The sequence below is a fragment of the Pantoea sp. Lij88 genome (genome assembly GCF_030062155.1).
GTDB lineage: Bacteria > Pseudomonadota > Gammaproteobacteria > Enterobacterales > Enterobacteriaceae > Pantoea.
In genome coordinates this window covers 2,517,496-2,532,156 of record NZ_CP118269.1, presented here as the reverse complement: position 1 = coordinate 2,532,156, position 14,661 = coordinate 2,517,496, and the positions used below count along the sequence as shown (strand labels likewise).

At 56.9% G+C, this 14,661-nt stretch carries 19 protein-coding genes; 11 read left to right on the top strand and 8 right to left on the bottom strand.

Annotated elements, in window-relative coordinates:
• Positions 1 to 198: 198 nt before the first annotated feature.
• The 5 genes from PU624_RS15625 to grxB form a co-directional block, all read right to left on the bottom strand.
• Positions 199 to 471 carry a hypothetical protein gene (locus PU624_RS15625; protein ID WP_090962284.1) on the bottom strand — a complete coding sequence of 91 codons (273 nt, stop codon included), beginning with the start codon at positions 469 to 471 and terminating at the stop codon, positions 199 to 201.
• Between the two features lie 144 nt (positions 472 to 615).
• Positions 616 to 861 (bottom strand): DNA damage-inducible protein I, encoded by a 246-nt coding sequence (gene dinI, locus PU624_RS15620; protein ID WP_003849907.1) that lies wholly within the window; start codon positions 859 to 861, stop codon positions 616 to 618.
• A gap of 62 nt (positions 862 to 923) precedes the next feature.
• A complete protein-coding gene (gene pyrC, locus PU624_RS15615; protein WP_283545719.1) occupies positions 924 to 1,967 on the bottom strand; it encodes a dihydroorotase in 1,044 nt (347 codons plus the stop codon).
• A 133-nt stretch (positions 1,968 to 2,100) separates the two neighbouring features.
• Positions 2,101 to 2,664, bottom strand: a complete 564-nt coding sequence (locus PU624_RS15610; RefSeq protein WP_283545718.1) for a lipoprotein — start codon at positions 2,662 to 2,664, stop codon at positions 2,101 to 2,103.
• Between the two features lie 115 nt (positions 2,665 to 2,779).
• Complete coding sequence (grxB, locus tag PU624_RS15605) at positions 2,780 to 3,427, bottom strand: glutaredoxin 2 (RefSeq protein WP_283545717.1); 648 nt, start codon at positions 3,425 to 3,427, stop codon at positions 2,780 to 2,782.
• A gap of 289 nt (positions 3,428 to 3,716) precedes the next feature.
• Between grxB and rimJ the strand changes: the two genes are divergently transcribed.
• From rimJ to murJ, 4 genes are all read left to right on the top strand, one after another.
• Positions 3,717 to 4,307: a ribosomal protein S5-alanine N-acetyltransferase gene (gene rimJ / locus PU624_RS15600; protein ID WP_283545716.1), complete on the top strand. Its 591-nt coding sequence runs from the start codon at positions 3,717 to 3,719 to the stop codon at positions 4,305 to 4,307.
• Positions 4,308 to 4,323: 16 nt separating this feature from the next.
• Positions 4,324 to 4,965 carry a YceH family protein gene (locus PU624_RS15595; protein ID WP_283545715.1) on the top strand — a complete coding sequence of 214 codons (642 nt, stop codon included), beginning with the start codon at positions 4,324 to 4,326 and terminating at the stop codon, positions 4,963 to 4,965.
• Position 4,966: 1 nt separating this feature from the next.
• Positions 4,967 to 5,887, top strand: coding sequence for a Gfo/Idh/MocA family protein (locus PU624_RS15590; RefSeq protein WP_283545714.1), 921 nt, complete (start codon positions 4,967 to 4,969; stop codon positions 5,885 to 5,887).
• A 121-nt stretch (positions 5,888 to 6,008) separates the two neighbouring features.
• Positions 6,009 to 7,547, top strand: coding sequence for a murein biosynthesis integral membrane protein MurJ (gene murJ / locus PU624_RS15585; RefSeq protein WP_283545713.1), 1,539 nt, complete (start codon positions 6,009 to 6,011; stop codon positions 7,545 to 7,547).
• 306 nt (positions 7,548 to 7,853) lie between these two features.
• On the opposite strand, the gene flgN is transcribed toward murJ, so the two are convergent.
• The 3 genes from flgN to flgA form a co-directional block, all read right to left on the bottom strand.
• A complete protein-coding gene (flgN, locus tag PU624_RS15580; protein WP_283545712.1) occupies positions 7,854 to 8,285 on the bottom strand; it encodes a flagellar export chaperone FlgN in 432 nt (143 codons plus the stop codon).
• Between the two features lie 5 nt (positions 8,286 to 8,290).
• Positions 8,291 to 8,599, bottom strand: a complete 309-nt coding sequence (gene flgM, locus PU624_RS15575) for a flagellar biosynthesis anti-sigma factor FlgM (RefSeq protein WP_090962252.1) — start codon at positions 8,597 to 8,599, stop codon at positions 8,291 to 8,293.
• Positions 8,600 to 8,703: 104 nt separating this feature from the next.
• Positions 8,704 to 9,363, bottom strand: a complete 660-nt coding sequence (flgA, locus tag PU624_RS15570; protein WP_283545711.1) for a flagellar basal body P-ring formation chaperone FlgA — start codon at positions 9,361 to 9,363, stop codon at positions 8,704 to 8,706.
• 154 nt (positions 9,364 to 9,517) lie between these two features.
• On the opposite strand from flgA, the gene flgB reads away from it, so the two are divergent.
• The 7 genes from flgB to PU624_RS15535 are packed head-to-tail and all read left to right on the top strand — an operon-like array spanning position 9,518 to position 14,655.
• The gene (gene flgB / locus PU624_RS15565; protein ID WP_013357439.1) at positions 9,518 to 9,931 is read left to right on the top strand and encodes a flagellar basal body rod protein FlgB; all 414 of its coding nucleotides are present in this window, start codon (positions 9,518 to 9,520) and stop codon (positions 9,929 to 9,931) included.
• A gap of 2 nt (positions 9,932 to 9,933) precedes the next feature.
• On the top strand, positions 9,934 to 10,338 hold the full coding sequence (flgC, locus tag PU624_RS15560; RefSeq protein ID WP_008925925.1) for a flagellar basal body rod protein FlgC: 405 nt from the start codon (positions 9,934 to 9,936) through the stop codon (positions 10,336 to 10,338).
• A 12-nt stretch (positions 10,339 to 10,350) separates the two neighbouring features.
• The gene (gene flgD, locus PU624_RS15555) at positions 10,351 to 11,025 is read left to right on the top strand and encodes a flagellar hook assembly protein FlgD (protein WP_283545710.1); all 675 of its coding nucleotides are present in this window, start codon (positions 10,351 to 10,353) and stop codon (positions 11,023 to 11,025) included.
• A 26-nt stretch (positions 11,026 to 11,051) separates the two neighbouring features.
• Positions 11,052 to 12,308: a flagellar hook protein FlgE gene (flgE, locus tag PU624_RS15550; RefSeq protein ID WP_283545709.1), complete on the top strand. Its 1,257-nt coding sequence runs from the start codon at positions 11,052 to 11,054 to the stop codon at positions 12,306 to 12,308.
• A 20-nt stretch (positions 12,309 to 12,328) separates the two neighbouring features.
• Positions 12,329 to 13,084, top strand: a complete 756-nt coding sequence (locus PU624_RS15545) for a flagellar basal body rod protein FlgF (RefSeq protein WP_010669843.1) — start codon at positions 12,329 to 12,331, stop codon at positions 13,082 to 13,084.
• A gap of 17 nt (positions 13,085 to 13,101) precedes the next feature.
• A complete protein-coding gene (gene flgG, locus PU624_RS15540) occupies positions 13,102 to 13,884 on the top strand; it encodes a flagellar basal-body rod protein FlgG (RefSeq protein ID WP_090962243.1) in 783 nt (260 codons plus the stop codon).
• 60 nt (positions 13,885 to 13,944) lie between these two features.
• Positions 13,945 to 14,655 carry a flagellar basal body L-ring protein FlgH gene (locus tag PU624_RS15535; protein ID WP_283545708.1) on the top strand — a complete coding sequence of 237 codons (711 nt, stop codon included), beginning with the start codon at positions 13,945 to 13,947 and terminating at the stop codon, positions 14,653 to 14,655.
• Positions 14,656 to 14,661: the final 6 nt, after the last annotated feature.

Below are 14,661 nucleotides of genomic sequence, written 5' to 3'. Positions count from 1 at the left end.
TGCGGCTTTTTTATTTCAATAGCGAAACAATTATAACAGTAAACCAGGGAATCACTGCTTTAAAAGGCCGTGAGTCAGCTTCTCACAGAATATTTGCGTTTGAAAGGCGGGGAGGAAAAAATAAAATGCCTGATGGCAGGCATTTTAATCACTATTCAATGGGCAGGCAAAAAAGCGGGTTGAGCCGCGTGAGCGTACTCAGAGTGTCGGGGTTTCCGGCACGATGCCGCCGCCGCGTTTTTGCAGTGTTTCTGCCAGACGGGCAAAGTGCTGCTGAAGCTGTTCATCATGGTTTTGATTTTGGGCTTCCAGCGACAGATTGTGCACCAGCAGCTGACTGGCACGATCGTCAAGACAGAAAATCAGACTGGAAAAAGCATTCTCCAGCACCGTTAAACGACGCTGTTGATCACCAATCAGTGCTAACAACTCACCAAAGGTCATCGCCTCTTCCGGTTTATCAGTAGTCATGGTGCGCACCTCCTGTTATGCGTGACGAGCGCAAGGATAGGGCATTGATCATTAAGAGTCTAGATGCTGGAAGGGGGAAGTGCGAGAGGGGAGAAAAGATAAAAAAACCGGGTGGCGACACCCGGAAAAAAAGCACAGTGGCGGTTAATCAGTAATGAACCAGTCGTCAGCGCTTTCCCACGTCTGCTGCAGGATTTCGCTGATCTGGTCGCGCGTCTCTTTTCCACCGCCCAGCACGCTGAGATTGTTGGCACTGGCGTAACGTACCTTGACGTGATTGGTCGAGTCAGGGAACTGTTCATCAATGCGGCGCGATAATTCATCGCTTAACGCTTCAATCGCGCCAGCAGGAAGAGGTCGGGTATTGGATACGGTAATTTCAACGCGCATAATAGCCTCCGGTTAAGATACTGTATATATTTACAGTATCAGCGGGCCGGAGGCAAGGAAAATTATGCGATGCGCCAGTTCAGGGTTTCACCTGCCAGGAACGGCACCAGGGAGTGGCCGCCGAGCGCGATTGATTCTGGCACCTGCCAGGGTTCACGCACCAGGGTAATCGTCCCTTCATTCAGCGGCAGGCCGTAGAAACGCGGGCCATTCTCAGAACAGAACGCCTCAAAATGCGCCAGCGCGTTCAGCTCTTCAAAAACGGTGGCGTAAGCGGGCAACGACGTCGGCGCATTAAAGACGCCGGCACAGCCGCAGCTGGCCTCTTTGAGATGACGCAGGTGCGGCGCAGTGTCGGTGCCGAGGAAGAAGCGAGGATTCCCGCTGGCCACCACTTTGCGCAGCGCCTCCTGATGCACGTTGCGCTTAAGGATTGGCAGGCAGTAGAGGTGCGGACGAATCCCGCCCACCAGCATGTGGTTGCGGTTAAACATCAGATGCTGTGGCGTAATGGTCGCGCCCAGCGTCTCATCGGCATCAGCGACATAGTCAGCGGCATCCTGCGTCGTAATGTGCTCCATCACCACTTTCAGTGCCGGAAACTGGCTGCGCAGCGGCACCATCACTGTTTCGATAAACCGGGCTTCGCGGTCAAAGATGTCGATATGCGCATCGGTGACTTCGCCGTGGATAAGTAGCGGCATACCGAGCTTCTGCATCCGCTCCAGCACGCGGGCGATCGATGCGATATTGGTCACGCCATGGCTGGAGTTAGTGGTGGCGTGCGCCGGATAAAGCTTGGCCGCAGTAAACAGACCGGCGGTGAAGCCACGCTCAAGCTCATCGGGATCCAGCGAATCCGTCAGATAGCAGGTCATCAGCGGCGTAAAGGCGTGATCGGCCGGCAGCGCCGCCAGGATGCGGTCGCGGTACGCTTCACCTGCCGCCACGCTGGTCACCGGCGGCACCAGGTTAGGCATCACAATGGCACGACCATTCACCGCGCTGGTATAGGGCAGGACCGTTTTGAGCATCTCATCGTCACGCAGATGAATATGCCAGTCGTCAGGGCGACGCAGGGTAAGTTGCTGAGGTTGTGCTGTCATCAGTGAAGCTCCGGCAGAAGGGAAACAAAAGGGCTGTTTTGGCCGGGGTATAAGCATAAGGATTCAGGCAACCGTTTGCACCTGCTTTTTATGCCGATAAAGAAAAACCGCGCCAGGGGCGCGGAGATTGGGGTTACTGCGTAAAGGGGATGACCAGTTCGCCGGGTTTCACTTCCAGCCCTTTGGCAAACTTCTTCGCCAGCGACTCACCTTTACTGCGATCAGCGCTGAGAGTATAAGCCGGGTTCTGATCGAAATAGCTTTTCAGCGACTGATTCAGGTAAGGGGTCAGCGTCTTCATGATGGAGGCCATTTTTTCCGGTGCAACCTGCGCATCAACAATCTCCAGATCGCGCAGATAGATGGCACCCTGCTGCTGGTCATAGACCGGCTGAGCCCGCATCTTCAGTTGCATATCGGCCTGCTGCGGGCCAAACAGCGAGGTCACGTTGATTTTTGCGTTGCCGGAGAGTGTCACTTTACCCGGATCTTCACGACCAATCTGACTGCTCAGGTTGTTCAGCACAATGTGCGCGTTAACCAGTCCGGAAACGCCAATATCTTTCTCGTAGTTGTTGTGCTTCTGCAGCGCCTGATTCACTTCCTGTTCGCTGATCGTGTATTGCGTCAGTTGATTACAGCCGCTCACCAGCAGTGCGATCAACAGGGCTGTCAGCCCGAAAAAACCCTTTTTCATCGTTCTTTATCCTGAATATCAGAGCCAGTAAACAGGCCATAGCCTGCCTGAATGCGTGGCGGGTGTCATCAGGAAAGAGATGAGAAACGCCGCAGCGTCTCTCATCCGGGCAGGGTTAGTGGGCTATCGAGGAGAGCAGATTCACCTGGGTCTGTTTGGCCATATTATCGCGGTAGTCAGCGACCCGTGCGGGCCAGTCGATACCCGCTACCAGCGTCAGCGAGCGCAGCAGCGGGAAGAGGTTAAAATCATCTTCCGACAGCTCGCCGTTCACCGCATTGGGCTGTTCGATTAATTTGTCCAGCTTGCGCAGATCCTGGCTGACATTTTTAATCAGCCCGGCTGAGTGGCTTTTCAGCGTATCGAAATCACCGATGCTGGCCTGTTTTTTGGTGCGGAAATAGTCACGCGCCTCCGGCGTGGCGAATTCGGCAAACGCGGCGTCTGCGATGCGCGGCAGCAGCAGTTTATTGACGTAGCTGTTCATGTGACGCAACCACTCGGCTATCGCCGGATTCAGCGCGCCGGTAATCAGCGGCTTGCGATCCTGCTGATCGACATAGTGCACAATTTCCATGCTCTCAGGCATCGCGCTGCCATCCTGTTTCTGCAGAATCGGCGCCATTTTCTGACCGATCAGGTGTTTCGGCGTCTCTTCATCGTCGTTGAGCATCACTACCAGCTCAACCGGCTTGTTTTTCAGGCCAAAAATCATTCGCGCTTTAACGCAGAAAGGGCAGTGGTCATAAATATAGAGCTTCATCCTGATCTCCCGTGTTCAGAGGTTGACTGTTTAACAGAATGAATCAATTCATCCTGTTTTCGGGCGCGTAAAAAGTATGGAAGAGATTCCCCCACAGGGCAAACCGGGCTGGCCCGCGCATGACTGAAACCGCCGCCAGCACCAATTGTTGACCGCTGGGATAACAGAGCAAAATCAACCTGTTTATGGTGAAACCGCTGTAACGTTTTACCGCAGCCCAGGCGGCGGTTATAGTGAAAGCCGGGTAATGACGGCTCATCTCTATCAGCCATTGATTTCAGGAGTCAGGATGTTTGGCTATCGTTCTGCCGCGCCCAGGGTGCGATTAACCACCGATCGTCTGGTGGTCCGTCTGGTTCACGAACGTGATGCCTGGCGAATGGCAGATTACTATTCGGAAAACCGCCTGTTTTTAAAACCCTGGGAGCCGGTGCGCGATGACAGCCACTGCTACCCGTCGGGCTGGCAGGCACGGCTCGGGCTGATTTCCGACATGCATAAGCAGGGAACGGCCTTCTATTTTGTTCTCATGGACAGCGATGAAACCGAAGTGCGGGGCGTGGCGAACTTCAGCAACGTGCTGCGCGGATCGTTTCACGCCTGCTATCTCGGTTATTCACTGGGTGAAAAGTGGCAGGGACAGGGTCTGATGTTCGAAGCGCTGCAGGCGGCTATCCGCTATATGCAGCGCCAGCAGCACATTCACCGCATCATGGCGAACTACATGCCGCACAACCAGCGCAGCGGCGATCTGCTGGCGCGACTCGGTTTTGAGAAAGAGGGATACGCAAAAGATTATCTGCTCATTGACGGACGCTGGCAGGATCACGTGCTGACAGCGTTAACCCTGCGGGAATGGACGCCTGACCGGCGTGGATAAGTGTGAGGATGCGAGCATGAAGATGGTTTTATCGGCGCAGGCATTGCGCGTACTGGGCTGCCTGCTGGAGAAGCAGGTAACCACCCCGGAGCAGTATCCGCTGTCACTGAACGGTGTTGTGGTGGCCTGTAACCAGAAATCGAACCGCGAGCCGGTAATGGAGCTGAGTGAGAGCGAGGTGCAGAATCAGCTCGACCTGCTGGAAAAACGGCATCTGATCACGGCCAGCAGTGCCGCCGGGCAGCGGGTGGTGAAATATGAGCAGCGTTTCTGTAACTCCGCCTTTGGCACACTGAAGCTCAACAGCGCGGAAGTCGCCGTCCTGACTCTGCTCCTCTTGCGCGGCCCGCAGACGCCGGGCGAGTTACGCACCCGCAGCGGTCGCCTGCACGAGTTCAGTGATGTCAGCGAAGTCGAGCAGACGCTGGAAGGCCTGATGCAGCGCGACGACAGTGCGCAGGTGATCCGTCTGGCGCGTGAGCCTGGCAAGCGCGAAAGCCGCTTTATGCATCTGTTGGGCGAGGAAAGTGATCAACCGCAGGCCGACACCGACGCGCCGGAAGAGCAGGGCGATCTGGCGGCGCGTGTCGCCACACTGGAGCAGCAGGTCGCGGCGCTTAAGGCCCAACTTACCCAACTGCTGCAACCGGAGAGCTGAGATGACATTACGTATTGGCGTGGTGGGATTAGGCGGTATCGCACAGAAAGCCTGGCTACCGGTGCTGTCGGCCGCAACAGACTGGACGCTGGTGGGCGCATTTTCTCCGAACCAGGCCAAAGCCCGCCCGATCTGTGACAGCTATCGCATGCCATGTTTTGGTTCGCTGAATGATCTGGCTGCTGCCTGTGACGCGGTCTTTGTCCACAGCAGCACTGCCACGCACTATGACGTCGTCAGGGCGCTGCTGCTGGCAGGAAAAGATGTCTGCGTTGATAAGCCGCTGGCTGAAACCCTGGAGCAGGCGGAGGCGCTGGTAGCGCTGGCGGAAAAACGCCAGCGTAAACTGATGGTGGCGTTTAACCGCCGGTTCGCCCCGCGCTATCAGCAGCTGTGGGCGGAGATGGCTGGCGCGGCTTCTCTGCGGATTGAAAAGCACCGCAGCGACAGCGTCGGGCCACAGGATCTCCGCTTTACCCTGCTCGATGACTACCTGCATGTGGTGGATACCGCACTCTGGCTGGGCGGCAAGCCGTTTCGCCAGGTGCAGGGGCGCATCGACACCAACGAACAGGGCCAGATGCTCTATGCCGAGCACCATTTCAACGTTGAAGGATTAACGATCACCACCAGCATGCACCGGCGCGCAGGCAGTCAGCGCGAGCGGGTCAGTGCGGTGTGTGACGGTAAATGCATCGACATCAGCGAGATGCGCGACTGGCAGGAAGAAAGTAGCGACGGCCTGCTGATCACGCCACCCCCCGCCTGGCAGAGCCATCTCACGCAGCGCGGTTTCAGCGGTGCGGCGCGTCATTTCATCGACTGCGTACAAAATCAGACGAAGCCTGAAACCAGCGGTGAGCAGGCACTGATGGCGCAGCGTGTGGTGGAAAAGCTGTGGCGTGAGGCGACCCGCGAATAACGCCTTGTAACACTCCGTGCTGGTCATTTCCCTCCGTGGCAGTAGACTGTCGCCGGGCATCCTCAGGTGCCCGCGCTAATTCTCCTTTTTTGCCGATTCTTTTCAGGATGCGCCGTCAATTATGAATTTGTTGAAATCGCTGGCAGCGGTCAGTTCAATGACCCTGTTTTCCCGCGTACTGGGCTTTGCCCGTGATGCCATCGTGGCGCGGGTGTTTGGCGCCGGAATGGCGACCGATGCGTTCTTTGTTGCGTTCAAACTTCCCAATCTGCTGCGGCGTATTTTTGCTGAAGGCGCATTTTCCCAGGCCTTTGTGCCGATTCTGGCTGAATATAAAAGCAAGCAGGGCGAAGAGGCGACGAAACTGTTCCTGGCTTACGTCTCCGGGCTGCTGACGCTGGCGCTGGCGCTGGTCACGGTGGCGGGGATGATTGCTGCGCCCTGGGTCATCATGGTTACGGCCCCCGGCTTTGCCGACAGTCCTGATAAGTTTGCCCTGACCAGCTCGCTGCTGCGGGTGACCTTCCCCTACATTATGCTGATTTCGCTGGCGTCCCTGGCGGGTGCGGTGCTCAACACCTGGAACCGCTTCTCGGTGCCAGCTTTTGCGCCGACCCTGCTGAACGTCAGCATGATTGGCTTTGCGCTGTTTGCCGCGCCGCACTTCCATCCACCGGTCATGGCGCTGGCCTGGGCCGTGGTCGCGGGCGGCGTGCTGCAGCTCGGCTATCAGCTGCCCCACCTGAAGAAGCTCGGGATGCTGGTGCTGCCGCGCCTGAATCTGCGTGATGCGGGCGTCTGGCGGGTGATGCGTCAGATGGGGCCCGCCATTCTGGGTGTCTCAGTCAGCCAGATCTCGCTGATTATCAACACCATCTTCGCCTCGTTCCTGGTGTCAGGTTCGGTCTCCTGGATGTACTACGCCGACCGCCTGATGGAGTTCCCCTCCGGCGTGCTGGGCGTGGCGCTGGGCACCATTCTGTTGCCGTCGCTGGCCAAAAGTTTTGCCAGCGGCAATCATGATGAATATTCCCGACTGATGGACTGGGGACTGCGCCTCTGTTTCCTGCTGGCGCTGCCCAGCGCTGTTGCTCTGGGCATGCTCTCCGGCCCGCTGACCGTGGCGCTGTTCCAGTACGGTAAATTCACGGCGTTTGATGCCCTGATGACGCAGCGCGCCCTGATCGCCTACTCCGTCGGACTGATGGGACTGATTGTGGTCAAGGTGCTGGCACCGGGCTTCTATTCCCGTCAGGACATCAAAACGCCGGTGAAAATCGCGATTATCACGCTGATCATGACGCAGGTAATGAACCTGGCGTTTATTGGCCCGCTGAAACATGCCGGTCTGTCACTGTCAATTGGTCTGGCGGCCTGTCTGAATGCGTCGCTGCTCTACTGGCAGCTGCGTAAGCAAAAGATCTTTATGCCGCAGCCGGGCTGGAGCAGCTTCCTGATCCGCCTGCTGATCGCCGTGGTGGTGATGGCTGGCGCACTGTTTGCCATGCTGCAGTGGATGCCTGACTGGGAGCAGGGTTCGATGCTGTGGCGACTGCTGCGCCTGGCTGCGGTCTGTGCAGTAGGCGGCGGGGCTTATTTCCTGGCGCTGGGGCTGCTGGGCTTCCGGCTGCGCGACTATGCACGGCGCACGACTGTGTAAAGCTTGCCGCAATAAATAAATTCAACGCGCAGGGATCAGGGGCAGAGGAGGAAAGCGTCCCGCGCCATGGACAAAAACGCCGGGAGCGTTTTTGAACAACGCGAAGCGTTGGCCCGGCAACGGGCGCACCTCAGGGATGAGGTGCGTAATCGCGCGGGCCGAGCGGCCAGGGATTGGCTTTAGCGTCTTTCCGATCTGCCCCTATTCCCTGTGCAGGCTCAATTTCAAAGCTAATCATGGTGAAGGAAAAAACGCACCAATAAAAAATCCCGCACCAGGCGGGATTTTTTTACGCTACGTTTCGGTTCAGGCTTTACGGCTTAACGTCGTCTGGCCTTTTCCCATCCCATCCGGGCCATAGAAGGCCTGGGTCTGATGCGGCTTCAGCACTTCAAGCGCATTCTCGGTGTAGCGAATCTGATGCTGCAGCAGCATACCATTATGAACATTGGCATCCTGCAGGCGACGGGAGTGCTGCTGGATACTGTCCCAGCGGCGCGCCATGTCGTTCTGCCCACGATAAGGTGCCGATGTCGCCTGACTCTGTTCAGCGGTGCGGCGCATCTCATCCAGATAGTTGAGCGTGCTGAGCAGCGCGCTTTTATCTTCGGTGATACGCTGCAACAGGTTGCTGTTAATATTTCCGGCCGCCAGTTGCTGCTGCTCTTCTTCCAGCACGGCTGACAGCGACGCCAGCACGTCCTGCATCTTATCTAATGTGGTCTGCAAATTACTCATGGGAATTAATTACCCTCTAAATACGCCTTGGTGTCGGCAATCAGCGCATCGGCGATTTTGCCGGTATCCATCTTCAGTTCGCCATTACGAATGGCGGTTTTCAGTTGTTCAACGCGCTCGACATTAATATCTTTGCTGCTCGGCTGCATCAGCTGCGACTGCGCGCTGCTCAGGCTCACCTGGGCTGCTGCAGGCGTTGTAGCGGCTGCTACCGGGCTGGCGCTCTGGCGCACTTTGCTGTTACCGGACTCACTGCTATCGCGGCTCTGTACGGTGCTGGCGGGTTTCAGAGGTTGCGTTCTGTCAATGCTCATGTTCGGGCTCCTGTACGGTCAGGGGAAGTCTGCCACCTGAATCAGAATAGCGTTTTCGCTTAGTTGATTCTTCTATCGGCAGCACTACGGGCTTCTTTAACACTTTACAGCGTTATAAGAATATTCCCATCCTCTCGTACCTTACCGCTGACAACCTGACCATTTCCCATCCTGACCCGGACCGACTGTGAACGGGCGGCGTTATTCAGCGCCTTGCCCTCACCACTGGCGTCGAATCCGTCGCCGCTGGCAATCACCATCACATTCTGACCCGCCTTGACCCGCCACGGCTGACGCAGCGTAGACGGATTAATCGGCTGTCCTGGCTGGATATCGCGCAGCACGACAGCATCGGCGACCGAGTCCGCATTCAGCAGGGCGCGGGCGGGCAACGTATCAAGGCGGCCGGTCTGCAGAGAGAAATCACTCTCGCTGACGCTGCTGCCCTGACTCAGCAACCGGTTCGCGACCAGATAAGAACCGGTGACCTGAACCTGGACCTGAATATAACGGCGGTTCTCACCGCAGTTTGCCGCCACGCTCATATTCCCCCACAGCCGGCTGTTGCCGGGCAGAGTGAACTGCGGCACGTCACAGGCTGGCCACTGTTCTTTCGGCGTGCGTACCACCACGACCATGCCTTCAGCATGCTGGGCGTCACGCGCTTTAAAAAATTGATTCAGTTGTGCATTGAGATCCCCGGCAGAAGCTGGCAGGGCGATCACGACCAGCAGACTGGTCAGCAGGGTCAGATATCGACGCATTGTGCATTTCCTCACTGATGATGGCGACGAGTGTAACCGTTAAGAAAAATCCTCAATTGTCAAAATAGCGGTCATTTGGGTCGCTATTCAGACGATGACGGCTTGCTTTTTCAAATTAAGCTGCGAACTCAAAATTCTCATACGCGGAGGAAACATGCTCGACAAACTGGATGCGGCGCTGAAATTTGGTACGGAGGCCCTCAACCTGCGTGCTCAACGTCAGGAGATCCTGGCGTCAAATATTGCCAACGCCGATACCCCTGGTTATCAGGCCCGGGATATCGACTTTGCCAGCGAGCTGAGTCGGGTGATGTCCAATGGCCGTGCAGAAGGCAGCAGCATGGCGTTAAAAGTCACGTCAGCTCGTCACATTGAAGCACAGACAAACGGCGCGCCATCGATGGATATGCTTTATCGCATACCTGACCAGCCGGCTGCCGACGGCAACACCGTAGATATGGACCGTGAGCGTACGCAGTTCGCGGATAACAGCCTGAAATATCAAACCGACCTCACCCTCATCAGTAGCCAGATCAAAGGCATGATGAGTGTGTTACAAGGGCAATAATTATGGCCTTGCTGAATATTTTTGACATTGCCGGCTCAGCGATGACCGCGCAATCACAGCGATTAAACGTCAGTGCCAGTAACCTGGCGAACGCCGACAGCGTCACCGGGCCCGATGGTAAGCCTTATGTGGCCAAGCAGGTGGTCTTCCAGACCGATGCGGCACCAGGCTCAGCGACCGGCGGTGTGAAAGTGGCAAAAATCGTGGATGACCCCACGCCAGCGAAGCTGGTCTATGACCCAGGCAATCCGATGGCAGATGCCAAAGGCTACGTGAAGATGCCGAACGTGGATGTGGTTTCTGAAAGCGTCAACACCATGTCGGCGTCACGCAGTTACCAGGCCAACGTCGAAGTGCTCAACACCGTGAAGTCGATGATGATGAAAACCCTGACCCTCGGGCAATAACGGAGAAAATTTATGGCTATCGCGGTAGGCGTTAATGAAAAGCTGGACCCCACGGTCCTCAGCTCTTCCAACACCAGTGGCACCGGCAACAATGCGCAGGATCTGCAGAACCAGTTCCTGACCATGCTGGTAACACAGTTAAAGAACCAGGATCCCACTAATCCAATGGATAACAGCCAGCTCACCACACAGCTGGCACAGATTAATACCCTGAGCGGCATTGAAAAACTGAATACCACGCTGGGATCGATCTCCGGCCAGATCACCACCAGCCAGTCACTGCAGAGCTCGACGCTGATTGGGCATGGCGTGATGGTCAATGGCGGACAGATTCTGGTAGGCAAGGGCACCACAACGCCATTTGGTGTTGAGCTGGCCTCAGCCTCAACCGGCGCATCCGCCACGATTAAAGATGCTGGTGGCAACGTAATCGACACCGTCGATCTGGGCGCGCTCAGCGCTGGCGTGCACACCTTCTCGTGGGACGGCAAGCTGACCGATGGCTCTGTCGCGCCGGATGGTAAATACAGCGTTGCGATTGCCGCAAGCAATGGCAACACACAACTGGTGGCACAACCGCTTAACTACGCCTACGTCAATGGGGTGAGTACTGCGAACAACACCACAAAACTGGATCTCGGCACCATGGGCTCCGCCACCCTTGACGACGTACGTCAGATTCTCTGATTAACCTGTAAACAGGAAACAAATAAATGTCATTTTCCCAAGCGGTCAGCGGCCTTGGTGCTGCTTCAAGTAACCTTGATGTCATCGGTAACAACATTGCTAACTCCGCAACTGCGGGCTTTAAATCGAGCACCATCGCGTTTGCCGATATGTTTGCCGGTTCTAACGTCGGCCTCGGCACCAAAGTGGCTGCGGTAATCCAGAACTTTAACGACGGTGCGACCACCACCACCAGCCGTGGCCTGGATGTTGCGCTGAGTGGTAACGGTTTCTTCCGTATGACCGACAGCAGCGGCGGCGTCTTCTATTCACGTAATGGCCAGTTAACGCTGGACGCTAACCGTAACCTGGTCAACACCCAGGGTCTGAATGTGACCGGCTATCCGGCCAGCGGTTCACCGGCTACCATCCAGGCCGGTGCTAACCCCGTTGCGCTGCGTATCCCTACCGAGCAGATGCCAGCCCGCGCGACTACGACCGCCGGTCTGGTTGCCAACCTGAACTCAACGGATACCACGCCAACCGTAACTACCTTCTCGACGGCGAACGCAGACAGCTACAACAAGAAAACCACGGCAACCGTGTTCGACTCGCAGGGTAATGACCACGCGCTCGACATGTATTTCTCGAAAGACACCACCAGCAACAGCTGGACCGTGCGGACCATCGATGGCACCACCGGCACCTCCGCGGGTGACTTCCGTATGTCCTTTGACACCAGCGGTAAGCTGACCAGCGTTTCTAAGCTGGATGCCAGCGGCGCGGTTGTCAGCAGCACGACTGATGGCACCGTCGGCCTGACGCTGAACGTGGGCGGCGCCAATGGCGCAGTAGCCAATCAGCCAATCAACCTGAGCATGCTGGGCAGCCTGCAGCAGAACACCGGCGCCACCAACTTTGGCAGCCCGACGCAGGATGGTTATGCACCTGGCGATCTGACCAGCTACGCAATCAATAATGACGGCACCATCACCGGCAGCTACTCAAACCAGAAAACCCAGCTGCTGGGTCAGATTGTCCTGGCGAGCTTCTCTAACCCGGAAGGTCTGCAGTCTAAGGGCGACAACGTCTGGCAGGCTTCAAGCGCATCTGGTCAGGCAGCTGTCGGTCTGGCTAACACCGGCACCTTTGGTTCACTGACCGCCGGCGCACTGGAATCGTCCAACGTCGACATGAGTAAAGAGCTGGTGAATATGATCGTGGCGCAGCGTAACTATCAGGCGAACGCGCAGACCATCAAAACTCAGGACCAGATTCTCAACACGCTGGTTAACTTACGTTAATTCGCTAACAGGATTGCCATATGGATCACGCGATATATACCGCGATGGGCGCGGCCAGCCAGACGCTGGATCAGCAGGCGGTTACCGCCAGCAACCTCGCCAACGCCTCTACACCTGGTTTTCGTGCGCAGCTGAATGCGCTGCGCGCGGTGCCGGTGAGTGGCTGGTCGCTGCCGACCCGTACGCTGGTCGCCGCCTCTACACCGGGCGCCGATATGAGTCAGGGCGCGATGGATTACACCGAGCGTCCGCTCGATGTGGCGGTGCAGCAGGATGGCTGGCTGGCGGTGCGTACCGCTGACGGCAGCGAAGCCTATACCCGCAACGGCAATATGCAAATCAGTCCGACCGGTACGCTGACGGTTCAGGGCAATCCTGTGATGGGCGATGGCGGTCCGATTGTGATCCCGCAGGGCACGGAAATCACCATTGCGGCTGACGGCTCGATCACCGGGCTGAATGCCGGTGATTCACCGAACGCCACGGTTCAGCTGGGCAAGCTGAAGCTGGTCCGGGCAACCGGGCAGGAGCTGCAGCGCAGTGATGATGGCATGTTCCGTCCTACTGCGTCGACGCAGGCAACCCGCGGTGCGGCGCTGCAGGCCGATGCCACCATGCAGGTGATGCCTGGCGTGCTGGAAGGCAGCAACGTCAAACCGGTTGAAACCATGGTCGATATGATCGCCAACGCCCGACGTTTTGAGATGCAGATGAAAGTCATCACCAACGTCGACGAAAATGAACAAAAAGCCAACCAGCTCCTGAGCATGGGTTAAGGCACGAGGATAACAACATGATTCGTTCTTTATGGATCGCTAAGACCGGTCTTGATGCGCAGCAGATGAACATGGACGTCATTGCCAACAACCTGGCAAACGTCAGCACCAACGGCTTTAAGCGTTCACGTGCCGTGTTCGAAGATCTGATGTACCAGACCATGCGCCAGCCGGGCACTCAGTCATCAGAGCAGACGACGCTGCCATCCGGTTTGCAGATCGGTACTGGTGTGCGTCCGGTGACGACTGAGCGTCTGCATACTCAGGGCAACCTGTCGCAGACCAGCAACTCAAAAGATATCGCCATTAACGGCCAGGGTTATTTCCAGATTCAGATGCCGGATGGCACCTCTGGCTATACCCGTGACGGCGCGTTTCAGGTTGATCAGAACGGCCAGCTGGTTACCAACTCCGGTTTCCCGGTGCAGCCAGGCATCACCATTCCGGCCAACGCCACCAGCATTACGGTGTCGCGTGACGGTGTGGTCAGTGTGACCCAGCAGGGTCAGGCTCAGGCCGCGCAGGTCGGTCAGTTAACTCTGAGCACCTTTATGAATGACGCCGGTCTCGATAGCGTGGGTGAGAACCTTTATAAGGAAACGCAGGCATCGGGCGCACCGACGGACAGCACCCCAGGCCAGAACGGCGCGGGTCTGCTCTATCAGGGCTATACCGAGACCTCGAACGTTAACGTGGCGGAAGAGCTGGTCACCATGATCCAGACGCAGCGCGCTTACGAAATCAACAGCAAGGCGATCAGTACCTCTGATCAGATGCTGGCGAAATTAACGCAGCTTTAATCCCGAACAGGGCCAGCCCTTGCTGGCCTGAATGACAGACATTAATAAGGTCGTGACGCCGTGGCGAAGCAACAGATTCTCAAGCCTGGACATTGGTTAGTTGCCTCGTTGCTGCTAACTCTCAACGGATGTGCCCTGGTCCCGCGTACCCCGCTGGTCGAAGGTGCAACCACAGCGCAACCTATGCCGTCCGCGCCACCGGTGGTCAACGGCTCGATATTCCAGGGCGTCGCGCCGCTGAACTACGGCTATCAGCCGCTGTTTGAAGATCGTCGTCCACGCAACATTGGCGACACCCTGACCATCACGCTGCAGGAAAACGTCAGCGCCAGCAAAAGCTCCTCAGCCAATGCCAGCCGCGATGGCAGCAACAGCTTTGGTGTGAGTGCGGTGCCGACCGGTCTGGCAGGCCTGGTGGGTGCAGGTGGCGAAAAAGCCAATATCGACGCAACAGGCAAAAATGATTTCGCAGGTAAAGGCGGCGCATCCGCCAATAACACCTTTACCGGCACCATTACCGTCACCGTGGATCAGGTGTTGTCAAACGGCAACCTGCACGTGGTCGGTGAAAAACAGATCGCCATTAATCAGGGCACGGAGTTCATTCGCTTCTCGGGCGTGGTCAACCCACGCACCATCAGCGCCAGTAACGCCGTGTTATCTACCGCTGTCGCCGATGCACGTATTGAGTACGTCGGAAATGGTTACATCAATGAGGCGCAGACCATGGGCTGGTTCCAGCGTTTCTTCCTGAACATCTCGCCGATGTAAGAGGTT